A 24269-nucleotide genomic window follows, 5' to 3' on the forward strand; every position below is an offset into this window, starting at 1 on the left:
TCGGAGACTAATCATGCTCAAATTTAGGGCTCCGATCGCTATTTTCAATTTCTAGCTAGATTTCTAATTCGCTCGCTAACCGACATCCATCTTCCAACTCCGGTCTTCCACCCTAACAAATCAAACCTCGGTAGCTTCGTCATCAATATCATCCACAAAAGTTACCAACAAACCGGCTAAGATCATAGCCACCCCGCCCAACATCAGCACATAGATTGCCTGATTATCAAAGAAAGTCCGGGAAATAAACCCTAACGTACCCGAAGCAATAATCTGCGGAATTACGATGAAGAAATTAAAAATGCCCATATAAATTCCCATTTTAGACGGGGGCAATGATCCGGCTAAAATAGCGTAGGGCATGGTTAAGATGCTGGCCCAGGCAAAGCCGACCCCCAGCATAGCAACCAGCAGTATATTGGGGTCTTGAATAAAGTAGATAGAGATTAGACTCAACCCACCAATGCATAAACCAATCAGATGCACTCGCTTTCGGCCTAAGCTCTTCGCCATGCGGGGAAGAAGAAAGGCCAGTACCGCCGAAAAGCCATTGTATACCGCGAAGCAAACTCCTACCCAGTTGGCCCCTTCGTTGTAGAGCTCCGAGGTGGCATCAGTAGTACCGTACACGTGGCTAGTCACTGCCGACGTTGTGTAGAGCCACATGCAAAACAAAGCAAACCACGTGAAGAACTGGACCACTGCTAACTGCACCATCGTTTTGGGCATCTTAACAAAATCGGTAAAAATCTGCTTGATCCCTTCATCCACCAGCTCAGTGCCTTCTTCTCCGTTGTAGCGACGGAACTCTTCCGGTGGATACTCTCGGGTGCGTAGTACTGACCAGAAGACCGCCGTGAAGAAAGCAAATCCGCCCAGATAGAACGACCACTTCACCGAGTCGGGAATTTGCCCTTCGGGAGCAGTGTTGGCCACGTCGAACCAATTAGCCAGCATATACGGCAAGGCCGAAGCCACCACCGCACCTACTCCAATAAAAAATGTCTGTACGGCAAAGCCCATTGTCCGCTGAGCCGAAGGCAGCATATCGGCTACCAAAGCCCGGAAAGGTTCCATTGAGATGTTAATGGATGCATCCATAATCCACAGGGTTCCGGCGGCAATCCACAGCACCGGTGAGTTGGGCATAATCACTAGCGCAATACTGGCGAGTATGGCACCTACTAAAAAAAATGGTCGTCTTCGCCCCAGCGTAGGATGCCAGGTACGATCGCTGAAGTACCCCACAATAGGTTGCACTAGTAGGCCGGTGGTAGGAGCGGCAATCCATAAAATCGGAATATCATCTACACTGGCTCCTAGTGTCTCGAAAATACGGCTGGTATTGGCATTTTGTAACGCAAAGCCAAACTGAATACCCAGAAAACCAAAGTTCATATTCCAGATATGCCAAAAGCTCAAGCGAGGTTTTTCTACAGGAGCAGTGGTAGTACTTGGAGTCATTATTACAGAAATTATAGGTTAGAATGCTTACTCGCACTAATGAAGTAAATTTGGCAAAAACAACTCAACTTCTCTAATGTAAATACTATTTTTATAACCCGATTCTCTGAACTACTACTTTTTCCTAAAATCCCCCGCTACCTCGCTAGGTAGTTCCTCACAGAAAAATTACGTGATTTTGATAACTGACAACCATCCTATTAAGTAAGTTGCTTATCTACCCAGTATCCTTTCTTTTCGCTGTTGAGGTATGATTAATTGATAAAATCAGTAGACGATCGCGTTTTCATTTACAACTTTGAGAAAATTTCTGATTATAAATAAAAAAACTGTATAAATTGATTATAGCGTTTGCGCTTACCGAAATTCCTTCATTACCTTTGTCAGACAATTGCATTTCCACTGCCCCGCCAAACAATTCGCCTGAATTTCAATTAGATATATTAGAAGCTCGTACTAATTTTCTGTATTTCCAATTCCCTTTTATAAACCAAATTTTTCATTCACTCTGTAACTAAAACTATTAAGTTATGGCAAAATCAACGAAAACCACTAAAGCAACAGCCGCTAAGACCACCAAACCGGCTGCCGCGAAGACAACAGCAGCCAAAGCTGCTCCTAAAGCTAAAGCTGCTCCTAAGGCTAAAGCGGCACCCAAGTCAGCTCCCAAAACAAATGGCAAGGCTACCGCTAAGGTTTCGGCAACAAATGCTGCTGAGAAATTAGCGAAAAGCTGCCAGGAAGCGTCGACTAAATTTGAAAAAATGGATGGCGCTAAGTACACTGAGATTAAAGAAAAGTTAGACTGGTGCGTAGGTAGCTACGGCTACGACAAGAATCCTGCAGGATTAAAAGAGTACGGTGCTAAAGCGGCTGACTTACTTAAAGAAGTAAAGAAAGACAAGCCCCGTCAGGTATCACAAAAGCTGATTGACGACATAGAAAAGTCAATAGCTAGCTTGTAGTCTAACCTTTAGATATTTCATTAAAAGCCATCTCTTCAACTTGAGATGGCTTTTTTTATCTATAGCACTACAATATTATGTGTTGGGTTTTGTAATTTTAGCATCGGACGGCAATCACCCGCCATTCCTATGACAGCCTAAACACCTGACCACCTAATGAAGCGACTCTTTTCTTTCATCGCCCTCTGTCTTGCCTATACTCCGTTTCTAATTTACGCCCAAGACGATCCGATTCCTCGCGCCCCTGAGCGGAATGAAGGGGAAGGGCCGTTTCCTCAGCTCATTATTCGTGGAGCCACGCTCATTAACGGAGCTGGTTCACCCCCCATCGGCCCGGTAGATGTGGTTGTGGAAAATAATCGCATTACTGCCATTAAAACCGTGGGCTATCCGGGAGTGCCTATTAAGACGGAAAGACGTCCGACATTAGAAGAGGAAGGAAGAGAAATTGATGCCGCCGGAATGTACCTGCTGCCGGGGCTAGTAGATATGCACGGGCATATTGGCGGAAGAGGGCAAGGCACCCCCGCCGAATACGTCTTTAAACTTTGGATGTCCCACGGCATTACTACTGTGCGTGACCCCGGTAGTGGTAACGGACTGGAATGGACCCTTGACCAGCGAGACAAAAGCGCAAAAAACACCATTACGGCTCCGCGTATTCAAGCATATACCTTCTTCGGACAAGGATTGGAAAACGGAGTGAACAGCCCGGAAGAGGCCCGCGCTTGGGTGAAAAGCATTGCCGAAGAAGGGGCGGATGGCATCAAATTTTTCGGGGCCCGGCCTGATATTATGGAAGCTGCCTTAGATGAGGCTAAGAAATACGGCTTACGCTCGGCTTGCCATCACGCCCAGCTCAATGTTGCTTGGCTCAATGTGCTAAATACCGCCCGAATGGGCCTCACCAGCATGGAGCACTGGTACGGCTTGCCCGAAGCCCTGTTTACTGAGCGGACTATCCAGGACTATCCGCTGAACTACAACTACCAGAACGAGCAGCACCGCTTTGGCGAGGCCGGACGACTCTGGCATCAGGCGGCTGAACCAGGCTCTGACCGTTGGAACGAGGTGATGGACGAACTGATTGAGTTAGACTTTACCATTGACCCGACGTTTAATATTTACGAAGCCAACCGCGATCTGATGCGAGCCCGCACAGCTGAGTGGCACGCAGACTACACCCTTCCGTCTCTCTGGAAATTCTACGAACCCAGCCGGGTTTCTCACGGTTCTCACTGGCATAGTTGGGGCACTGAAGAAGAGATAAACTGGCGGCAGAATTACCTCCGCTGGATGCAGTTTGTAAACGAATACAAGAACAAGGGCGGACGAGTAACTACTGGCTCTGATTCAGGCTTTATTTACCAACTTTACGGCTTCGCCTACATTCGTGAACTGGAACTGCTCCGAGAAGCGGGGTTCCATCCGCTAGAAGTAATCCGGGCAGCGACACTTAAGGGAGCAGAGGCACTCGGAATGAACCAGGAGATTGGTTCAGTTGAAGTAGGCAAACTGGCCGATATGATTTTGGTAGAAGAAAACCCGCTAGCCAATCTAAAAGTGCTCTACGGCACCGGTGCTATTAAGCTAAACGAAGATAACGAAGTGACCCGCGTGGGTGGCGTAAAGTATACTATCAAAGACGGAATTATCTATGATGCTAAGGCCCTACTGGCTGATGTGAAAGCGATGGTCGATCAAGCTAAAAAGGAAGCTGGTATTGAAGAATTGGCTCAACCAGGAACCGTTCAATCTACGGAAAAATGATAGATTTGTTGGTTGTGAAAAAATCCTTTTTATGCTCGTGTTTTCATGCGTCACTTTTTCAGCCTATCGCGTGGATCTAATTTACATGTTATGCACTACTTTTTAAGCCTATTAATTACTCTTCTAACCAGTCTGGCAGTCTACGCACAGCAAAACGAAGAGGAAGAAGTAATTATAAATAACGAAGCCAATGGCATTAACAACCAAGGCTACGAAGCAATGGAACAGGGCGACTACGAGCGGGCGAAAGAACTATTTCGCCAAGCCATTGCCATCGATTCTTCGGCAGTGATCTACTACGAGAACCTAGCGTTAGCCTGCCAGCAATCGGAAGATCAGGCCGGAGTCATTCAGTGCTACCAACTGGCGAAGCAAAACCTTCCCAACAACCCAACTATGTTTTACTACAGTGGCGATGCACTGCAAAACGCTGAACGCTACGAGGAAGCTATCCGCGACTACGACCAAGCGATTGCACTTAGCAACTTGGAGCCTACTGACCTATTACACTTCTTTTACTTTAACCGAGGCAATGCCTACCTTAAACTGAAAGACTTTCAGACGGCGGTGGACAATTATGGTCAAGCTCTGGAAGTATTTCCTCAACATGCTGCTTCTTACGCCAACCGGGGCATGGCCCGCTACAATCTAAAAGATAAAAAAGGCGCCTGCACCGACTGGCAGCAAGCCTACGATAATGGCTACGAACCTGCGGCTAGCTATCAGCAGAAGTATTGCGAGTGAGACTTTGAGATTAACAATAAATAGCATCCACCAGCTCTTCTGGTTACGTGTAACACGTTTGACTAGGACATATTCTACCGAGCGTAGTTGCCAATGAGTCGGCGATAATTACCAATATTAACGATACCAATCAATAGGATTATAAATAACAATAACGAGCTTATTATTTTCGTATATACTCCTAATTCCTGACCGACTAGTATGAATAATGCTGAAAAAACTGCCGTGAGTAACGCCCCCAAGAAGAGTTTCAATGAGATTTTCAGTTGATCTTTTACCGTTTTCTTGTAAGCTATTTCAGCTTGAACCATGTGCATCACCTGATTCTCAAAATGCTGATTGGGCAGCGTTCTTGCTCCAGCCTTCATCATAGCGCTGAGCGTTTCATCATTAAACTCTTCTGATTCTTTCATCGATCTCCTTTTTTAATCTATTCCGAGATGAGTACGTATGCTTTTTCTGGCTCTATGCAGGATAACCTTCGTATTTGCCATAGACCAACCGGTAATTTCCACGATTTCTTTCAGGCTATTTTCTTGTTGATAGAATAGCGTAAGGGCTAAACTTTCGTTCGCAGGGAGTGCTTGAATCGCATGAAGTACTAACGCTATTTTCTCAGATTGTCCTTCCTGGGTAGAATCAACTACAGAATCCTTAACTTCGGCTACTGGCTGGATGAATCTATTCTTCTTTAGTTTTCTCAGCCGCTGAAAAGATTCATTTACAATAATGCGGTAAAACCAGTTTTTAAACGAAGTTGTTCTCTTGAATGATTTCAATCCGGAGAATGCTTGCATGAAAGCATCTTGCACAATTTCTTCGGCATAATGATCGTCCTTAACGATAGATACAGCAATATTGAAAGCCATGTCTTTGTAGTTTGTTAAGAAGTGGCGGTAGGCTTTCGTATCTCCTGCCAATACCCGATCCATATACTCATCATCCATTCTTTTTTTCTAGCTTCTTTCGGATGAAGTGGTTAATTACAAAGGATACACTTACACAAGCTCCGAGAATGAAGGTGATAAGCAAGCCTTTGAGTAGCTCCAGGTCCTGCTCAAAATGATATACGAATAGCGCAATCAGCAAAAAAGCCAGGCTTAAGCCAAAACCAACTACTCCGGTAGTTAGCCAGGGAAAAACGAACTTAAAGTTGTTCCTTTTCTGAATGGCGATGATGTTTTCTAGTGTTTCGCCTTTCTCCAAGAGGTACATCCGTTCACTGTTTCTAGCCTTCTGGTAAAATAACCATGCTAGTAGCAGAGCAATAACAACAGATACAACGATAATACAAAAGATAATATAGCCCACCATAATCGTGTATTAATCAACCAGTTTAGTTATGAAATTCAGTTAGCTTTAGGCGCAATCATTTCGCCATTAGAGCCGCTCATTTTTAGCCCCGTAACGGTGCCTTCATTTGATACCATAAAATAAAGTTGCATCTGTTGGCTTTCATCTATGAACTGATGATTCCCAATAGGTTTGATGGCAACTTTTTGTCCTTGAGCATCACCGTACAGCGTATCACCTTCTAAAATGATTGACAGAACAAAATCTGGCGCAAACGGATAATTGCCCAAGTAAGAAGATAAGCTATCGGAAGATAACGCAGTGCTGGTAGCGTCTGTGGTGATGATAGGTTTAGTGGGTTGATGATCGTAGCTTATAATTCTTGAAACCACCCAATCGTCATTCTCAAGTAGCCAAAGGTGTGTAAACCTAGCGGTAGTATTACCAAAAGTATGTATGCCGGATTGTAGAGCACCATAGAGGTGCCCCTGATCGTAGAGCGGAAACACCGCGAGACTTGTATCTACTAAGACCCGTAGGGCACGGTTCTTTTCTGCATGACAAAGGCCTTCTTTTAATGATGCTACCAAGGAAGAGATGGAACTAGTGATTCCTTCTTGGTCATGATAAAACTCAAGATCCTGAGCCAGCAATGATTCAACCTGTGCCAAATTGCATTGGTTGAACCCTACTGCGAACAGTAGGCTATCTTTCTCTTTTAAAGCTTCAAATAGTTCTGAACTCGATGGGACTTGCGCCTTAGTAGCTTGTAAGCTAAGTGCATTTATAATGACTACAATTATCATAATCATGGGGAACGATCGCTTTACCATAGCTTTTTTTTTAAAATTTGGGATTTAATGAATTTTCCCCAATAGGATGGTAGGATAGCGAGGAAGGTTACAAAACCAAAAAAAAAGTTTTGCGGTAATAATTTTAGAGGCTGGATTTAGAACCAGAAAAACAGGTACTCTAGTACTCTCAGATCGCTACGGCTCAGAAATCACAGTGCAAAATTTAGTTACACTGGTTGTAAATAGTATTGTGCTACGAAGGGTTGATTCGCGTAATCATATCACTCAACCTTCCGCACCCCCAACCCCGGCTGATCCGTGAGGCTCATCACACCGTCATGTAATTCAAAGCCGCCGGTTACTAGGTCGCGGGCGAGGTCGAGGCTGCCGTCGAGGTCGAGGTACTTGGTGTTGCTGGAGGCGAGGGCAACGTGTAGGGCAGCAGCAATGCTGATGCGGCTTTCGTCGTTGCAGCCCCACATCAGATTAATTTTGGCGTTCTTGGCAATGTTGGCAATCTCGCGGGCGTGACCAATGCCACCGCACTTCATCAGTTTAATATTAAAGATTCCCGCTGCCTGGGGTGCGTTGGTTAGTTGATAAGCATTTGCGGGAGTCACTAACGTTTCGTCCAAGGCTACCATTTTCTTAATCTCCGTAGGCAACTTTCGGTATTCCGCAATAGCATTGGCTGGGAGGGGCTGCTCAATTAGTTCGGGGTTGGGCCCGAAGGTAGCGTAGTAAAAATCTTCTAGTTGTAGCATAGTGTAGCCCTGGTTGGCATCCACCCGAATAACTATCTCCTTTCCTACTTGCTCGCGTAACTTTTTCAAGCGCTCAATATCTTCTTCTTTCGATTGCCCCAGCTTTACTTTCAAAATTTTGAAACCGCGCCCTATATATTCTTCGGCTTCTTCTATGGTCTCTCCGATATTTTTTATGCCAATGGTGATGGATGTAGGTAAAGATTTATGCTTCTGCCCCAGAAACTTTACCAGAGGAAGACCCAACTGTTGGGCAAACAAATCGTGCAAAGCAATATCAAGGGCAGCACAAGCTCCGGGTTGTTTGGCAAACTTCTTTTGCACTTCGTAGACGAGTTGCTGCATTTCCCGCACATCCTTCCCTATCAGCCATTCGGTATTTTCTTCACTCAGTGCGGCCACTGTGTCATCTACATCAACTCCCACCACGTACTTGCTGGGGTTCGCCGATCCGAAGCCAACATTTCCGGAATCAGTTTCCATTTCTACTACGCAATTACTGACGGCCGTCACCGTTTTGTAAGCGATGGAATAGGGGCGAGTTAAGTCTAAATCTTCTTTGCGAACGTGGATAGCACTAATTTTCATAACAGGGGGAGTATAGCGTTAATTAACTCAGTAAAGTCATCGTGCAAGGGCAGCAGTGTGGTGATACCTAACGTTTGTTGGTAGCGTTGCTGATGCTGCCGCGCTTCTTCCAGGCTAAGGTTTTCCGTATTCAGCGTAAGCCCAATCACTTCCGAGCCGTACATCCGGATCAGCTCTATCTCACTTTCTAATGAAGGAATCTCAGCGTTTAGATGCTCGTAACCACTGAAATATTTCCGAGCCGGAGCATGTTGTAGAACTACCTGCTTCGCCTGCCCGGAAACCAAAAACTCCGAACCACCCGGCCCGCCCGGGTTTCGCAGTGAGCTTTGTCCTTCCAACAAAATTACCTGAGGCGAAGCTTCCCGGTAGCACTGCTCAATGGTCGCTTCAATTTCGCCTGAGATAAAATCATTCAACGTAGAATCAAAGATAAACCCGAAACGATTGTCCTGCATCCAGCCTGTTTGCCCGGTGTAAATCATTTCAGCATTAATATCGGCTTTACGCAGAGCGTGCAGCAGCAAGCGCGTAGTGGTTCGCTTTCCCAAATTGCAATCCGTACCCAGCACAGCAATTTTGAGAGCAGGAATATCATAAATACTTCCCTCCCAAAAGTGCAACTGATTCTTAGGTTTAGCCTTACGAATATCCGTAATGGTTACTCCATTTTCTTCCGCCAACGCTGCTATCTCCGGCATGTCACTCAAGTACTCATGCAGCCCGTTAATAACGTGCATCTTATTGTTTAGTACCTCTTTCACCGTAGCCAGCATTCCGTCCGGAATCTTACCTCCGTGCCCGGCTACTCCTACCAAGCAGTAATTTATCGGCTCCGCTAGATCATCCTGGCAATCAGCTAGCGAAGCGTAGATAGGAATAGGACGAGGAGCTTGAGAGACAATCTGCCGCACATCACGCCCCGCCGAAACAGCATCGATAATGCCCAGCACGTGGTACTGAGAAGTATCCCGCACTAAGCCGTGAGCCGTTTTGGCCTGATTGGTATTCAGTAATCCATGGGTGATAATAATGGCATTCTTATTCATAAGGTTGGTAGTAATGAGTAGCGTAATTACTAAAAAATGATAGAAATGAGCAAGGACTGATTATAAGAATAAGTCAATCTTAACAGATTTTTCCAAATCAGATCGGGATTTACTAAATGAGTTATTATATTAAGCTTCCGTATAAACTAACCTGTAGCTACATGAGTAAGAAAGTAATTCTCGTTCTGGTTGCCTTTGCTATCTGGTCAGTAGTTAGTTGGCAATGGTACACCTGTGGGGTAAAAGGCTTTTGCGGTGGCGATGCCGTAGCTGCTCCTGCCAATAATAGCATGACCAGCCCCGCAGCAGAAGCACAGAATCCGTTGCTATTTTCTTGGTCGAATAGTGAACCAATCACCAGCTCCCGCTTTAGTGCGCTACGCGACTCACTGAGTAACGTTGTGGGAGCTAACGAAGCCCTAACCATTACTGGCTACTACACGGAGGCCGAAGAAAATACTAGTGATTTTGCTAACCTTGGACTCGCTCGCGCTCAGCAGGTAAAAGAGTTGCTAGCCAACCAGATGGATACCAGCCAAATTACAACCACATCCGAAGTGCTAGCCTCTGATGTAAGTATGCAGAACGCTCCGTTTGAAGGAGTAGAATTTTCGGTAAACCCAGTAATTCCCGAGGGTGCTGAAATTGTAGAGCTAGATGACCGAACTATTATCTATTTTCCCTTTGGTTCGTCTAACCCTGAACTGTCTGAAACTATTAATCAGTATCTAACCCAGTTGGCCGAACGCTTAGAAGGTTCCGATCAGACGGTAGTTATTACTGGGCACACCGATGATGTTGGCGATGAGCAACCCAATCAGGAGTTGGGGCTAAAACGGGCTAACATTGTAAAGGACATTCTGGCCAAGCGAGGTATCTCAGCCGAACGTATTACGGCCAACTCGGCGGGAGAAACGCAGCCCATTGCTACTAACGATACTGAAGTTGGTAGAAAGAAAAACCGCCGGATTGAGCTTATGGTCAATAACTAGCCAACTTCTTTAGCCTCTCCATTGGCTGATTAACGGAGTATTAACAAACTACTATAATTCCTAAATCCTAATTACCATGTTTCAAAACAGTGTACTCGAGAGTTACGATGGCAGCGATGCTACTTGGGAAATTATTATTATGCTGCTGGTAGCATTTATTCTGGGCTATATCTTACGCCAAGTCCTTGGCAGTTCTAAAATGCGCCGATTGCGAGAACTAGAGTTTGATAACCGCCACTTAGCTGGTAGAGTAAAAGAGCTGGAACAGTCAGTATCTAATGAAAAGCGAGGTGTCATTCGCCTGACCGAAGACCTGGACAAGTGCCGTAAAGAAAGTGTATCTGCTGCACAGGTGACCGAACTAGAGAACGCACTAGCCGAACTACGACAACAAAATAGCCAACTACAGTCGGAGCTTAGCCTTTGTTTGGCCAGTAAAAAAGCTCCCGAACCGGCTGATTCGGAATTAAATACCGACATTAACCCACTGATGGCTACCACGGATAATACTGCAATAGCTGTGGAAGCACCACCCGTTCCCGATAACCTAAAGGTGGTAGAAGGCATTGGCCCTAAAATTGAGCGGATGCTCAACGCCGATGGCATTTATACCTTTGTCCAATTGGCTTCGGCCGATAATGACCGACTGCGAAACATTATGGCGATGGAAGGCCCTAAGTTTTTGGCAGTACACAATCCAGCCACCTGGCCTAAGCAAGCCAAACTGGCCGCTGATGAAAACTGGGAAGACCTGGAAGACTACAAAGGGCGACTTAAAGGTGGTAGGGAAGTAAGCTAATTATTTTATATGCTTGCTTGGTCTTACTGGCTGAAGGAATAAACTGATTAGTCTCTGCGTTTAAATGATATGGCTGCTTGGAAAGTCATCGGATTAATTAGTTGTTTTCCCGGTTGGTTACTGGCTCAGGTGCAGGTTGACACCTCCTTTACCGAAGATGTACTGGTAAAAGAATATTTGCTTCAGTCTCAGCTTAAGGTAAATGATATTTCTTACCGAGGCACCTATCAAGCCTTAGGGCTATTCAGTAGTGAGTCGCTGAATCTACCCATTTCTCGTGGCATTATTCTGTCAACCGGAAAAGCAACCAACGCTATCGGACCTAATCAGTCTCAAGGCCGATCTACCTTTTTTCATCGCGATGGAGATGAGAAGCTATCCAAGTTGAGTGGCGGACACAATACGCATGATGCAGCAGTATTAGAATTCACCTTTTTCCCTACGCACAACACCATTGCTTTTGATTATTTGTTTGCCTCCGAAGAGTATCCCGAATACGTAAATAAAGGCTTTAACGATGTATTTGCGTTCGTACTTACCGATTTACACACTAAGAAATCGCAAAATCTGGCAGTAGTACCCGGAACACAACTACCCGTGCATATTGACCATATCAATGCTACCACTAACCCAGAATGGTTTATTGCCAATGATCGGCGGCAAAAGACTTACTACTCAGCCTTAGAATACGATGGGTTAACCAAAATGCTATCCGCCCAGGCAACAGTTGTTCCCGGTCGACCGTACCGTATCAAGTTGGCTATTTCGGATGTATACGATGGCAAACTAGACTCAGGAGTGATTTTGCGAAAAAAGTCTTTTCGGAGCTTTCACACACCACCCCAAATCAGTCCGGTAACTGTCTACTTTCCTTTAAATAGTAGCCAACTATCCGCAACTGCTCAAAATGGTTTACGCCAATTTGCCCAACAAATAATCACGTCGCCCCCCGAGGCTATTCAAGTAGTTGGTCATACCGATGCCCTAGGTACGGATGGCTTTAATCAGCAGTTATCTGAACAACGAGTACAATCGGTGGTAGACTTTTTAGCCTCTTTAGGGTTAAAAGGAAAAGTAAAGCTTTACCGCCAAAGCCAAGGGGAGCATCAACCGGTTGTCTCTAACGATAATGAAGTTGGGCGCGCCCAAAACCGACGGGTAGAAGTAGTGCTAGTCAACCAAAAGCAATAGTTAGAAAACCGGATTTATCATAAACACGAACGAACATCACGGTTCATCGGAGTGGCTTCGACCGTCCGACTCGCTGGGCGATTAATTATGTTCTACCAAAGTTATTACCCGAATCGTAGTTTTCAGTTTGGTGGGGCTGCTTTATGGCTAGTTATGACGGCGAGCCAATGAGAAAGCCTACCCACGGTATCTTCAGAAGCAAAAAAGCGAATAAGAATTATTCTTACTCGCTTGCTAAAAACTTGTAAATAAACTCAAACTACTGCCCAGCGCTGCTGATTGCTTCTACGGTGTAACCTTGCTCTTTCAGCAGTGTAATTACTCCCTCTGGGCCGCCCAAGTGAGCAGCTCCTACCGCAAAAAAGGTGGCTTGGTTCTGAGCCATATCTTCAATCTGAGCAATCCATTTTTTGTTTCGTTTGGTAAGTAATGCTTCCTCAGCTCCCTCCATTTCACTCATAGCCTCGTGGGTAAGATCGTATAGTTTTGCTACCTGTCCTTGTTGGTAAGCAGTCAGTAGGGCTTCGGTCTCAGCTACCGTTTCATCGTACTTCTGGATGGCTTCCACCAAGTAATCTGCCTGTTCTTCTAACGGAATAAAATCAAAAGCCTCGGTTTGATCTTCAATCGTTTCTAACCCTAACACTTCTTTCTTATGTTCTTTAGCCTGCTGAACCAGTTGCATCTCGTACGATCCGGGCCGACAATTTAATACGTCGAGAAAGGTAAGTGTACTTAGCATGAGTGGCTTCATAGTATTCAGAGCCTGAATCGGAAGTTGAAGCGAGTCTTTCAGATAATTACCTACCAACTGGTATTCCTCTTCTGTGAGCAGATCGTTTAGCGTAGTGCCGTCGGTCATCATAGCAACTTTCTGCATATTCATCATCATACCCGGTTCGTCCATATCCAATTCAAGTACTAACTGCTCAGAATTCTTTAAAGCATCTTTCATAGGTTGGGTAATCTGAATATCGTCGGGGCACATTAAATGAATAGTGCCAAACAGATAAGAAGGCTGGGCTAAGTTGTTACCTGATACCTGCCAAAGTAACGCATCCGTATCTTGGGCTTTAGTTGATAATCCCAGCAATAACATAGCGAGGCAGGTTGCAATTAGTGTCTTTTTCATAATTTTGATTTTAATCAGTTTTTCTGAGTTAGTGATAGCTGCTTCAGTTTTATTACAAATATGAGCAAAAAACTTTTTTTCATTTTTTGTAAGAAATGTGTTCAACTACCAACTAACCCACTGTAACTTGAGATAGTATGCCGCCAACGCAGCAATTTCTAGGCTTTTTGAACGAGAATACTGCCGTAATCCGAAAAGTATGTCGGCTGTATACCGACAACCACAATGATTTTCGCGATTATTTTCAAGAGGTAGTTCTTCAGCTCTGGAAGTCGTTTGACTCCTTTCGGGGCGATGCCAAAGCATCTACTTGGGTATACCGGGTTGCTTTGAACGTTTGCCTATCGCAACTCAAGCTCAAAAAACGGCAAGTAGCTTCAACACCCATCGACGCCGATGCAGCCCAGCACTGGGCCGATGTAACCTACGATACTACTGAAGAAGAGCAGATACAACAGCTCTACGCGGGCATTCGTCGGCTAAAAGAATTAGATCGTGCTATTATTATGCTCTATCTGGAGGAGCGGAGTTACGACGAAATGGCTGATATTTTGGGGATAAGCCAGAGTAATGTGGGCGTACGCATTAGCCGAATTAAAAAACAATTAAATCAACTGATTCATGGACGAACTACAGGCACTCTGGCGTAAGGCTTCTACCCGGGATGAAAAGACTGTCAGCCCACAGGAAGTAGAGGTTGCTATCAGCCGTCGCTCTTCAGATGAATTAGAAAAATTTCGGAGAGCAATCAAGCATGAACTTCTGGTCACTTGGCCGGTGTTATTCGCCACCATTGTCGGGGCGTTCTGGCTACCAACTTATTGGATGGGAAGCATGCTGTTGGTGGTTTTTATGGGTTGCTTAATCTACTTTTATCGGCAGTCATTGCGACAGTTTGATAAAATTCATTACGAAGATAATTTGAAAACGTATTTACAGGAAGCCTTACATTTTCTAAAATCATATGTGCGTCATTACAAAGTTATTTGTGGAGCAAGCGTACTAGTCGGCTTCTGGATTGGAATATACATAGCTTCACAAGATGACTCCGACTCAGCATTAACGATACTCGTCAATGCTAATTCAACTGCCTTTATGGTAGGAGCAGCAATTCTTGCTCTCGGCTGCCTCGGGGGAACTCACTTATACATAAAGCATCTGTACCAAGCCCGAATTAATCGATTGGAGCAACTGCTTAAGGAAATTTCAGAGTATTAAATTTTATCAGAACCAAGGCAGACAGTGCTTCGTGAGTGGCTATTTAGGCTCTAAGCAGAGGCTTCCGTCATTTGGCGTACAACCTATTACTATCTTCGCTACTAGTAGTGGTTTCTTCTTCAATGGTGTTGATAATCTCCTCTCTTTGTTGGTCATTAGTGACCGTAAGTGTTTCCGCCATCTTATGAATAACCGTATCTAACTCCTGCGCTGACTTTGCCACTGAGTGAATAAATTTCTGGCGCTCCCCTTCATTTTTGGCATACTCCAGCGCGTAAGAAGAACCTAATACCCGAGCCAGTGGACCACGTATTTTATGGGCGTTCAAAAAGGCATACTTCGCTAGTTGGTTGTTCCGCTGGTGGAGGAGGTTGGTTCGTTCTTCTACAATTTGCTCTAGATTCTCGTTGATTACGGTTATCTCCTCGTTAGCTAGTTGAAGTTCTTCGCCGCGCTGTTGTAGTTCTTGTTTGATAGTCTCTAGTTCTAGCTCCCGTTGCTTCATGGGGGTGATATCAGCAATTCTGATAAGTTGGTAAGTATGTTCATGCATAGAAAAGGTATATAGTGATACTTGCCCCCAAATTATTTGCCCCTTAGCAGTGGTTAGTACTTCTTCCGTAGAAAAAGTATCTCCTTCTGATGTGAGTTGCGTCAAGATAGAGAGCGACCCATTTAGCGAAGCGAAAAACCGGGGCGCGTAGGTATCCCAATCACCTTTTGAATCAATACCGCATAGCCGCAAAGCCATGCTATTGTACTGCTCAATCTGAAAGTCGCTGATACGAACCAAAAAAATGGCATCAGGATTATGGCGCAGCACCTGGTAAAGCTTTTTCTCACTACCGACCAGATGCTTTCGGGCAGTCTGTTCCTGAGATCGGATCAATCGGCCAATTACATAAGCAGTAGCCGATAGGACGAAGGGGGCGGAGTCTACTACAAAGTGAATGGGGTTGATCTGATGAACATGTACAACTGAAGCAACAGTTAGCGGAAGGCTATGCAGTAAGATATCGGCAATAATAGCCCCAACCGGAAAGAGTAAACCAAAGCCAAATCCGCCTAACACAAATTTTTGCAAAGAGAATTTTTCGTTAGGAAGAAGAAGATGGTAACTCTCTGGCATTAGCTACTAATTTTTTGGAGGTTTAAACAATAAATTTATAACGAAGGACGCTAATTAACCATTCATAGCTGCTAAGACAGCACGTATGTGCTATTTTCTTTATTTTTATCCCAATTACTAAGGCTATCTTATGAATCGTATTGACCGCCTCACGGCTATTCTCATCCAGCTACAAAGCCAACGCATTACACGAGCGCAAGACATTGCCAATCGCTTCGCTATTAGTCTGCGTACGGTATACCGGGATATTCGCGCGCTGGAAGAAGCAGGCGTACCTATCGGTTCCGAAGCAGGAGTAGGCTACTTTTTGGCGGATGGCTATCGCCTTCCTCCGATACAGTTTACTCCTGAAGAAGCTCGGGCATTGTTAATAGCCGGAAAATTTGCGAGTCAGTTTACGGATGTATCCGTTCAAAAGCAACACGAAAATGCGCTCTACAAAATCAAGGCTGTGCTGAAAGAAGAGCACCAAGAAATGCTCGATGATCTGGAAAGCAAGGTCACCGTACTTAACCCACCCAACCGCAATACTGAAACTGAAATGAGCCCAACTGATGTGCATCTGGAGAAAATTCAACAAGCCCTACTCAACCGGGAGGTGGTAGAAATGGATTATTTTTCGCCCGGTAGCGGTCAGTTTACTCGGCGAGGCATTGAACCAATTGGTATGGTATACTACGGCGATGCTTGGCATATCATTGCTCACTGCCAGCTTCGGCAAGACTATCGCGATTTTCGCCTCGACCGGATGAGTAAGTTAGACATCACCGGTCAGCGTTATCATTTGCGCGACCGTCTTAGTCTGGAACAATACCTAAACCGACAAAGCCAAACCACGGATGCCGTGCTGACAAAAATTCACTTTCACTCTTCAGTTCTCCGATTCATTGAGCAAGACCGCTATCGCTACGGATTTATGCAAGAAAAAACTACTGACGATGGTGCCGAAAATTGGTTTCTGGTTACGGAAATAGAATATTTTGCTCGCTGGCTACTGATGTACAGCACCGGCGTAACGGTTATCTCCCCCGATCATCTGCGCTATACAATGCAAAAACTCGCGCAAGAGCTAATTCAGCATTATAGTGGATAAACGGCAGAAGATGGCCGCCGGGCACTAATAATCTGAAATTAGACTGAGAACCTTTCCGGAGTGGGTATCCAGAGTTGATTTTTCTTTTCCATTTTCCACTATCAATTATCAACTGTAGACCGTCGTCTGTGGACTAAAAGAAAACTCTGCTGACATAGGGTTGTCACTCCGGGCTATGATCTTAGGGTTATTGTTTCACTAAACCCATATATCACCATGATGTATCCCGGATTTAACACCACCAAATTGGCCGAAAGTAAGGAGTTCTACACCCAGCACTTTGGCTTTGAAGTCATCTTTGAAGATGATTGGTTCATCTTACTGAAGAAAGGCGATTACGAATTAGGATTTATGCTACCGGAGTTGTCCCAGCAAAACGTATTGTTTCAACCGACTTTTGGGGGTGGTAGCTGGCTGGCTTTTCAAACTGACGATGCTCACCGGAAATACCAACGGCTCCAGCAGGCGGGGGTGCCTATTGTTGCTGAAATTAAAGATGAAGTTTGGGGCGACCGTCACTTTGCTATTAAAGACCCTAGCGGTATCGGAGTAGATATTTATCAGCGCATTCAACCCACCAGGTAAAGCGAAGAGAAGACGGGGTGAGACAGCAGCTTTGCCCCGTTTTTGATTAATGTTCGCTACCTTGGTAGATCCACATGGCACGGGTTTCTCCGGCCGACTCAAAACCACACTGCTCATAAAAGTTAATGGCTTGTCCATCAGCTACCAAAATTTGCTGATGAAAGCTAGCGTATCTTTCCCGAAACACTTCCATTATTTTTTTACCAACCCCTCGCCCTTGGTAATTCGGTAGTACTAGCAAGTGTGGATAATACACTACCAAATGACCGTCCGTAATAGCATTACCGATGCCAACCAGGATATTTCCGTCCCAGGCCGATACTAAAGTATCCGAATTCATCAGCGCATTGTAGAGGGCATCCGGCTTCTGAGCCGACGACCACTCATTCGCTTCGTAGAGAGAAAGTATATCCTTCTTCTTTATTCCTTTGGTTTCTTTTATCGTGATATTCATGCCAACACAGCCGACAGACTGCTTTTTTAGAGTCAAAACTAACGCAATATACGCAAATTTTGGGGTAAAAAACGCTAAAGTTCAACCAAAACTCCGTTTACTACCGCAAATTTTACTCTTTTTCGCTTCTTCAGCACGAAATTAGCTCGTCGGCCCAATAGTATCTCCGGTTCTAATTCTGCTCCTTTTGAAATCACGTCTAGCAGTAAAGTAGACCGGAGATGTTCATCGCTTTTCATGTCTTTTACTTGTACCGTGGTATAGCCCCGTTTCAGCAATCGCTCCGCTTTAAGTTCGGCTACTGCCTGAAAATCTTTCTGAACTTTCGGGTATACTTGACCCGGTACCACGGCCCAACCATCTCCATCCAATTCCTGATATCCGTGGTAAGTAGAAAGGTCGCCGATATACTGAATACGACTGAGATGATAAAAATCCCGATGACCCGCCCGATCTACCTCAACTCTATTAATTCCTACGTCAATGGTGTATGGCTGACCATTCATTTCTCGCTGTACATTTCTGATAATCAGATCGTACAGGTATCGCTCGTTTTCGGGAATCTCAAAATAATTATTCACTGCTGCCTTTGCGTAGGTTTGTTTAGCAATAGCGTGCAATCCGGTTAGAAGTAACACAAAATTGATCTTCCGAATTTGCTGCTTCTCCGGGTCGTCTGTGTACCCACCTGACTCAATCAGTACTGTACTGGTACCCCACTTTTGCATATTATCGCCAAAGGCCCGAGGTTCAAAATCATCATTGTAGCGACCTACTTGCCCAGGAATGAATGCTTGAATAGCGTCATCTAGCAACACGATAAGCTGTAGTGCCCGGTTCCGTACTTCATTAACTTCTTTTTCGTAATTGTAGGCGGGAGCCAAAAAAGAAATAGTAGCGGGCTTAGGGCTGGTTCCGGCGGTGTAGTAGATACTTTGATCGTGCAAGTTAAAACCAAAGTCCGCTTGGAGGCTATCGCGCAGCCGTTTCAACATCTGAGATTCGGGCGACTGTAGTCGGAGGGCATCCCGGTTCAGATCAATGTCCAGGGCATTTTGCCGCTGAAACTGCTCGGCACCATCAGGATTAAGCATCGGCACAAAATGGATATTCAACTTCGCCAGAATTTGTTCTCGTAGTGGATCAAGCTCATCACTTTGGGCAAAGAAGTTGAATAAATCCAGTCCGGCCATTGTCGCGGTGGTCTCATCGCCGTGCATCTGCGACCAAAGCAATACTGTTGTTTCTCCAGTTCCGAAAGAAACATCGTAGATCGTTCTCCCCTCAATTGATTTTCCGAGCGGAGTAACCCTAAATAGCGAGTTACCGCGTAAATTCAGTATTAGTGGTTCCAGATCGCTGTGCTTAAAGCGACGATGGGTAATGCTTGATTCGCGGTATCGGTCGTGATGCTGATAAGCAGTGGCAGGCACCGGCAAAATCTGAGCGAATAAGTCACTCGATGACATAAAAATAATCAGTGTAAGCAGTAGCCATTTTATCATGGGCGAAAAATACCGAATTTGCCGGAATTAGGTCAGTATTAGATTCCTTTTTTAATCCGGAACAAGAACTGCTCGACGCAAACCTTTTCCAGTAGCTTTAAGCTGCTATAAGCTACCTTGCTGACAAGACTCGGCGAAAGGTCAAAGCGCTAAATCTGTTCGTTCGTATCTTACGAACCCGTCTTTTGTGGGAAGCTGTTTTTTCAGTTGCCAGTATCTTTTGGCATCTTTTAGTGTTTTGCCCGCATTATCATTCAAGAAGTCGCGAGTATACTGGTTGAACATATTGTTATCAGCTATTTCTCGGCTGAATTTCGGATCATCCTTTCTGGCTTCTAGTACATACCATTTTTCAACTGCATACTTCAAGGTCTTGCCTTCATTGGCCTTTACCCAATCCATAAAATCGCTATGGCAAGAAAACTTGTTTCCGATCTGGCTTTTCATAAACTTTCTAAAATTGGGGCCGAAAGAAATGTTATCGGTAATCAGCGTTTGAGGGGTAAGCTCGGCCTTGGCCCAATTGAATTTTGATGTTGCCTTCTTTTCCCTGGGTTCTTCTTTAACAGCACCGTTGTTATCCAACGCGTACATTATTCTATCGCGCAAGTCAAACTTCCGACCGTGGGTTGGTAGGTTAGAATGCTTACATATTTCTACCATTTCCCCTTTTAGCCAGTACCAACGGTTAAATTCTTCGCCTGTTTTTACATCCTCAAACGCGGGCCGTTTCATCTTATCATAATCATATTGTAACTGATTAGCAAGGTACTATCCCGAGTGAATATTTACACCGAAGTTAGCTTCTTTCTCTTATCAGGAACCAACCACTGAAGAACTTTTGCGGCGGTTCCAGCGAGCCCAATAAAGACCACTACTCCACCTACGTTGAAGATGAGGTGAGCATTGGCTACTTTACGCTCCAAACTAGCCCCGTCCGACATCCACTCAGCGGCCTGAATAATTCCGTCAACCATCAGCACTCCACCAATTACAGTAGCCATGTTAAACGCCAGATGAAAGATACCCGTACGAATAGCAGCCCGGTCGCGCCCAATAGTGGCAATCAGGGTGTCGGCACAGGTTCCGATTTCGGCTCCCAGCATAACAGCTACTCCCGCCGGCAGTGTCATCATGCCCTGACTGGCTAACGTAATGACAATTCCCATAGTAGCCGATGAAGATTGGATAAGCACCGTAGCTACAGCCCCGACCAACACACCCAACCAAGGATTCTCCAAATCCTTTAGTGTTTCCAGAAAGGGGGGATAGTCCTTCAGAGGGTTCATCGCTTCTCCCATCAGTCCTAAAGCGAAAAAGATAAGCCCCAGTGTAAAGACAATTCTTCCGATACTCCTCCAGCGAGCCGAACGCCCCAGTGATTGTAGTAGTAAGCCCACTAGCAACCCGATCGGAGCGTACTCGTCTACGTCAAACGCAATTAACTGGCTAGAAAGAGTAGTGCCAATATTTGAACCCATCACCACTCCTAGGGATTCTACAAAAGTTAGTAAACCAGCGTTCACCAGTGCAATTACCATAATGATGGTTACCGAAGAAGAACCAACCACCGCAGTCGCTGCTGTTCCGGTGAGCACTCCGCTGAAACGGTTGGTAGTGAAACGAGCTAACCAAATCCGAATTTTATCATTAGCAATAGTCTTTACCGCATCGGAAAGTTGAGTAACAGCAAAAATAAAGAGAACCAGGCCAGCAATTAGCCCCATCACCATTGAGAGCCAGTCAAGCGAAGTATCAGCAGATGTCATAACAGTATATCTAAGCCTAAAATCTACTGAATTTAGCTTACGATCTGCTAAGACCAATGTTAGGAAAATGTTAAGTTTTCTAGAGGGCGTTGAGTGAGAACAGGTAGGCGATAGAAGCCCGAAGTCAACAAACTATTGACCGTCAATTGACAACTACCACTCAATTCGTCCCTACATCCTCGTACATTACCTGCACCCAACCTTTGTACGTACGCGGGATAGGTTGTAGCTCTGAAAAGTAAACTTCAGCCCGGTAGAAATAGATTCCAGGTGAAACCCTTCGACCTTCCACGGTTCGCCCGTCCCAGAATTTGCGAAGGCTCACCTCGCGGTTTGGTTGCCCACCACTATCGTAAAAGTGCACTTCTTTTCCCCAACGATTAAATACGTACAACTGTACTCGCTGGACGAAGCGGGGACAAAACGGCTCTTTCAGTGTCTCAAAGTATTCGTTCACCCCGTCCTCATTAGGCGTGAAGATATTAGGAAGCGCAAAAAATGGACAGTTATCTTGACAGACCGGCTCTGACCACGCGCTTTCGTTACCCGATTGGTCAACTACTCGTACCCGATAGCACCCAACAGGCATAGGAAGTGGTCCATCTACGTAAAAGGTGTCAGTTACCTGAGAGGCAACGAGTTGATACTCTTCTAACCCTAGCGTATCAGTAGAAGCGAAGTATACATTTACGCCCGCAATATCAGCCGCACAACTCTCCCGCTGCACCTGCCAAGCAATCGTATTGCTCCAGTCGGCATAATTACAGGGTTTACCTGCCAGCTGGGTTGCACAATCTAGTGTATCACCAACCAATTTAAGAGTGGCTATTGCACAAGGTGGAACCGAGTCAAAGGGGGATACACAAATACGCTGGGAGTAGTTAAGCAATGGGGCATCAATCGGTAAAGAAGCATCGTACCTTCCTTGAGTTAATACCCGATAGCAGTACGTTATTTTCTCTCCGTCAGACGCTTCCACTGTAGTATCGGTATAAGAGAAGCCATCGGCGGTAACGGACACACTATCGAGTAGCACCAAGGCTTCATTATTAGCCGTGCCTCGGAAGATGTAGTGATAGGGATAATCAGGGGTTTGGTTGTTCCACGGAACACTCGCTTGCCAATTGATTTCAATCTGCGCGGGCTGAGCAGCCGCCGCCAAGCGTACTGAGGAAGCTACTGCGGAGGTATCAATTATATTTCCTTCGGCATCAAAGCCCACTACCTGATAGTAATAGGTATTATTTTCGGTATTCAACCCCTGATCTTCGTAAGTCGTTGCTGTCAACTGTTCGGCTACTACCGCTAAAGGCGAAGAGACATCGGTACCTCGCAGCAAGGTGTAGGAGTAGGGAGCTGAAAACAAATCGGCCGCTTCACCCAGTGGTTCGGTCCAGCGCACTGTAATTCGTCCATCGGCTGCATCGGTGGCTTCTACACTTACATTGGTAATAAAAGGAGCCTGAGAAGGAGTAGTTACGCAGACTTCCTCGGAAGCAACGCTGACGCTACCATCGGGGAAGGTGGCTACTACCCGATAGCAGTACGTTACTCCCGGTGATAAATCGCCCGAACGACCATCCTGTACACTAACCAAATCAGGAGCTAACGTCCTTACTAGTGTATAGCCTGCTTCTTCGGGTAGACCCGTATAACAGGGATCGTCCGGCAGAGGATATGAACCGATACGACGGTATAGCTGAACTGACTCAGCTTGATTGGCGCAGAAGTAGCGATCCCAGCGAAGTAGCACTTCTTCATCCTGGAGGCGAGCTTGCAGGTTTTCTACGGGTGGGCCTAACACGGTGATGTTCCACTGATCGTAGGTAACCAACGGAGGTGGTACCGAAGGAACATCCGTAACTTTAATATTAACTTGGTACGGACGCTGACGAACCTGTTGGCACTGGGGTGTCCAGCTAAACATTACTTCGGCTGGAGTGGACAGTTCGGTTAGACTAGGTGATAGTACTGCCGGTTGATCTCTTTGGCTAAACGGCTCACCAAATCCTTCAAACACAAGTTGATTACCATCTGGGTCGCGAGCCGAGACCGGTAGTGAGAGTGATTCTCCCGCCACCACACACAGGTCTTGAGGCACTTGCACCTCGGGCGGAAAGTTGACTCCATCCTCTACAATAATTTGCATGTCGCGGGTAACGTAGCCCAGCCGAAACCATTCTCCTTCTATCTTCCGCCATTCTTCTACAACAAAGGCTACATTGTATTCACCCAAGTTACCCGGCGCATTCCAGGTTAATAGTCCGGTTAAGGCATCTAATTCCAGAAAAACCGGGGTGCTCCCATCTTGCTGCAATGGGTTGGGGTTGGTACCTCGTTCCCGATCATAAACATCCGGAAAGGAGTAATTAAATACTTCTTCATCGCGGTCTTGCTGCGGAATCACCATCCGGTACGATAAGCTATCGCCGTCAGGATCATACGCACTAGGGTTATGGGTAAACGTACGACCAATCACCGCTCCGTCTACGGGTTGACTGTCTAACACTGGGGTGCTATTGCAGAACAGCGGGTCAATCACAATTTCGGTTTCAATGTAGAAAGCCGTTCCTATTGAATTAGACATATTTAGAATAAGTTCGTTCCGGTTCCGCTCACGATAACTAACCACGTAAGTACCTCCCGCTGGGAAGGTATACTCAAAAACATAAGTGCTAATACGGACTTCCTCTTCTCCTACCATAATTATCTGACGGTCAAACGCTTCCTTGGAAACTGGTACCGGGTCGCCAAACCCAAAGTATAGCTCACCATTTCCATCGCCCAGTTCTACACCCGATCCAGTGTCTTCGTAACCTGTGAGGGTAAAGCGATAGGTAAATTGCTGGCAAGAGAGTAGTTGAGCGGTAATTTCTCCCGCCCGGATGTGCGTAGCCAGTAGCGAAGGGGAATAAAGTAGACCAAGTATTATCAGCCGAAAAATAGGTTGAGCGCGCATACGATAACAAGA

General features: G+C 45.5%; 24 protein-coding genes. 10 read left to right on the forward strand and 14 right to left on the reverse strand.

The genetic code is table 11. The annotated features are described in order from the left end of the window. Positions 1-120 precede the first annotated feature (120 nt). Positions 121-1464 (reverse strand): MFS transporter, encoded by a 1344-nt coding sequence (locus tag P0M28_RS02725; RefSeq protein WP_302207907.1) that lies wholly within the window; start codon positions 1462-1464, stop codon positions 121-123. Between the two features lie 530 nt (positions 1465-1994). Here P0M28_RS02725 and P0M28_RS02730 point away from each other — a divergent pair. From P0M28_RS02730 to P0M28_RS02740, 3 genes are all read left to right on the forward strand, one after another. Then, positions 1995-2429 (forward strand): hypothetical protein, encoded by a 435-nt coding sequence (locus P0M28_RS02730; protein WP_302207908.1) that lies wholly within the window; start codon positions 1995-1997, stop codon positions 2427-2429. A 156-nt stretch (positions 2430-2585) separates the two neighbouring features. Then, the gene (locus tag P0M28_RS02735) at positions 2586-4199 is read left to right on the forward strand and encodes an amidohydrolase family protein (protein WP_302207909.1); all 1614 of its coding nucleotides are present in this window, start codon (positions 2586-2588) and stop codon (positions 4197-4199) included. Positions 4200-4289: 90 nt separating this feature from the next. Then, positions 4290-4943 carry a tetratricopeptide repeat protein gene (locus P0M28_RS02740; protein WP_302207910.1) on the forward strand — a complete coding sequence of 218 codons (654 nt, stop codon included), beginning with the start codon at positions 4290-4292 and terminating at the stop codon, positions 4941-4943. Between the two features lie 74 nt (positions 4944-5017). Here P0M28_RS02740 and P0M28_RS02745 read toward each other — a convergent pair whose 3' ends face one another. From P0M28_RS02745 to P0M28_RS02770, 6 genes are all read right to left on the reverse strand, one after another. Then, positions 5018-5356 carry a hypothetical protein gene (locus P0M28_RS02745; RefSeq protein ID WP_302207911.1) on the reverse strand — a complete coding sequence of 113 codons (339 nt, stop codon included), beginning with the start codon at positions 5354-5356 and terminating at the stop codon, positions 5018-5020. Positions 5357-5368: 12 nt separating this feature from the next. Further along, positions 5369-5890: an RNA polymerase sigma factor gene (locus P0M28_RS02750; RefSeq protein WP_302207912.1), complete on the reverse strand. Its 522-nt coding sequence runs from the start codon at positions 5888-5890 to the stop codon at positions 5369-5371. Beyond that, positions 5883-6158, reverse strand: coding sequence for a hypothetical protein (locus P0M28_RS02755; protein ID WP_302207914.1), 276 nt, complete (start codon positions 6156-6158; stop codon positions 5883-5885). Before P0M28_RS02755 ends, P0M28_RS02750 begins: the two co-directional genes overlap by 8 nt. Before the next feature lie 134 nt (positions 6159-6292). Further along, on the reverse strand, positions 6293-7069 hold the full coding sequence (locus tag P0M28_RS02760; RefSeq protein WP_302207915.1) for a nuclear transport factor 2 family protein: 777 nt from the start codon (positions 7067-7069) through the stop codon (positions 6293-6295). Between the two features lie 242 nt (positions 7070-7311). Continuing rightward, positions 7312-8382, reverse strand: coding sequence for a mandelate racemase/muconate lactonizing enzyme family protein (locus P0M28_RS02765; protein ID WP_302207916.1), 1071 nt, complete (start codon positions 8380-8382; stop codon positions 7312-7314). After that, positions 8379-9431 carry an N-acetyltransferase DgcN family protein gene (locus P0M28_RS02770; protein ID WP_302207917.1) on the reverse strand — a complete coding sequence of 351 codons (1053 nt, stop codon included), beginning with the start codon at positions 9429-9431 and terminating at the stop codon, positions 8379-8381. The genes P0M28_RS02765 and P0M28_RS02770 overlap by 4 nt, the downstream gene beginning before the upstream one ends. A gap of 161 nt (positions 9432-9592) precedes the next feature. On the opposite strand from P0M28_RS02770, the gene P0M28_RS02775 reads away from it, so the two are divergent. The 3 genes from P0M28_RS02775 (at position 9593) to P0M28_RS02785 (ending at position 12413) form a co-directional block, all read left to right on the forward strand. Next, positions 9593-10423 carry an OmpA family protein gene (locus P0M28_RS02775; RefSeq protein WP_302207918.1) on the forward strand — a complete coding sequence of 277 codons (831 nt, stop codon included), beginning with the start codon at positions 9593-9595 and terminating at the stop codon, positions 10421-10423. Between the two features lie 76 nt (positions 10424-10499). After that, the gene (locus P0M28_RS02780; protein ID WP_302207919.1) at positions 10500-11222 is read left to right on the forward strand and encodes a helix-hairpin-helix domain-containing protein; all 723 of its coding nucleotides are present in this window, start codon (positions 10500-10502) and stop codon (positions 11220-11222) included. Positions 11223-11291: 69 nt separating this feature from the next. Beyond that, positions 11292-12413 (forward strand): OmpA family protein, encoded by a 1122-nt coding sequence (locus P0M28_RS02785; RefSeq protein ID WP_302207920.1) that lies wholly within the window; start codon positions 11292-11294, stop codon positions 12411-12413. A 259-nt stretch (positions 12414-12672) separates the two neighbouring features. Here P0M28_RS02785 and P0M28_RS02790 read toward each other — a convergent pair whose 3' ends face one another. Beyond that, the gene (locus tag P0M28_RS02790; protein WP_302207921.1) at positions 12673-13545 is read right to left on the reverse strand and encodes a TraB/GumN family protein; all 873 of its coding nucleotides are present in this window, start codon (positions 13543-13545) and stop codon (positions 12673-12675) included. A 137-nt stretch (positions 13546-13682) separates the two neighbouring features. Here P0M28_RS02790 and P0M28_RS02795 point away from each other — a divergent pair, with 137 nt between their 5' ends. Then, on the forward strand, positions 13683-14195 hold the full coding sequence (locus tag P0M28_RS02795; protein ID WP_302207922.1) for an RNA polymerase sigma factor: 513 nt from the start codon (positions 13683-13685) through the stop codon (positions 14193-14195). After that, the gene (locus P0M28_RS02800) at positions 14167-14763 is read left to right on the forward strand and encodes a DUF8845 family protein (protein WP_302207923.1); all 597 of its coding nucleotides are present in this window, start codon (positions 14167-14169) and stop codon (positions 14761-14763) included. Before P0M28_RS02795 ends, P0M28_RS02800 begins: the two co-directional genes overlap by 29 nt. Before the next feature lie 67 nt (positions 14764-14830). On the opposite strand, the gene P0M28_RS02805 is transcribed toward P0M28_RS02800, so the two are convergent. Further along, a complete protein-coding gene (locus P0M28_RS02805; protein WP_302207924.1) occupies positions 14831-15892 on the reverse strand; it encodes a PAS domain-containing protein in 1062 nt (353 codons plus the stop codon). Positions 15893-16022: 130 nt separating this feature from the next. On the opposite strand from P0M28_RS02805, the gene P0M28_RS02810 reads away from it, so the two are divergent. Both P0M28_RS02810 and P0M28_RS02815 read left to right on the forward strand, forming a co-directional pair. After that, the gene (locus P0M28_RS02810) at positions 16023-16985 is read left to right on the forward strand and encodes a helix-turn-helix transcriptional regulator (protein ID WP_302207925.1); all 963 of its coding nucleotides are present in this window, start codon (positions 16023-16025) and stop codon (positions 16983-16985) included. Positions 16986-17201: 216 nt separating this feature from the next. Beyond that, entirely contained in the window at positions 17202-17570 is a 369-nt protein-coding gene (locus P0M28_RS02815) for a VOC family protein (protein ID WP_302207927.1), read from the forward strand. Between the two features lie 46 nt (positions 17571-17616). On the opposite strand, the gene P0M28_RS02820 is transcribed toward P0M28_RS02815, so the two are convergent. The 5 genes from P0M28_RS02820 to P0M28_RS02840 form a co-directional block, all read right to left on the reverse strand. Further along, positions 17617-18024 carry a GNAT family N-acetyltransferase gene (locus P0M28_RS02820; RefSeq protein WP_302207928.1) on the reverse strand — a complete coding sequence of 136 codons (408 nt, stop codon included), beginning with the start codon at positions 18022-18024 and terminating at the stop codon, positions 17617-17619. Positions 18025-18098: 74 nt separating this feature from the next. Then, positions 18099-19529, reverse strand: coding sequence for a M14 family zinc carboxypeptidase (locus P0M28_RS02825; RefSeq protein ID WP_302207929.1), 1431 nt, complete (start codon positions 19527-19529; stop codon positions 18099-18101). Positions 19530-19670: 141 nt separating this feature from the next. After that, positions 19671-20264: a DUF6434 domain-containing protein gene (locus P0M28_RS02830; protein ID WP_302207931.1), complete on the reverse strand. Its 594-nt coding sequence runs from the start codon at positions 20262-20264 to the stop codon at positions 19671-19673. A 53-nt stretch (positions 20265-20317) separates the two neighbouring features. Beyond that, positions 20318-21298, reverse strand: a complete 981-nt coding sequence (locus P0M28_RS02835) for a Na/Pi cotransporter family protein (RefSeq protein ID WP_302207933.1) — start codon at positions 21296-21298, stop codon at positions 20318-20320. A gap of 160 nt (positions 21299-21458) precedes the next feature. Next, positions 21459-24257 carry a T9SS type B sorting domain-containing protein gene (locus P0M28_RS02840; protein ID WP_302207934.1) on the reverse strand — a complete coding sequence of 933 codons (2799 nt, stop codon included), beginning with the start codon at positions 24255-24257 and terminating at the stop codon, positions 21459-21461. Positions 24258-24269 lie beyond the last annotated feature (12 nt).

This window comes from Tunicatimonas pelagia, assembly GCF_030506325.1.
GTDB lineage: Bacteria > Bacteroidota > Bacteroidia > Cytophagales > Cyclobacteriaceae > Tunicatimonas > Tunicatimonas pelagia.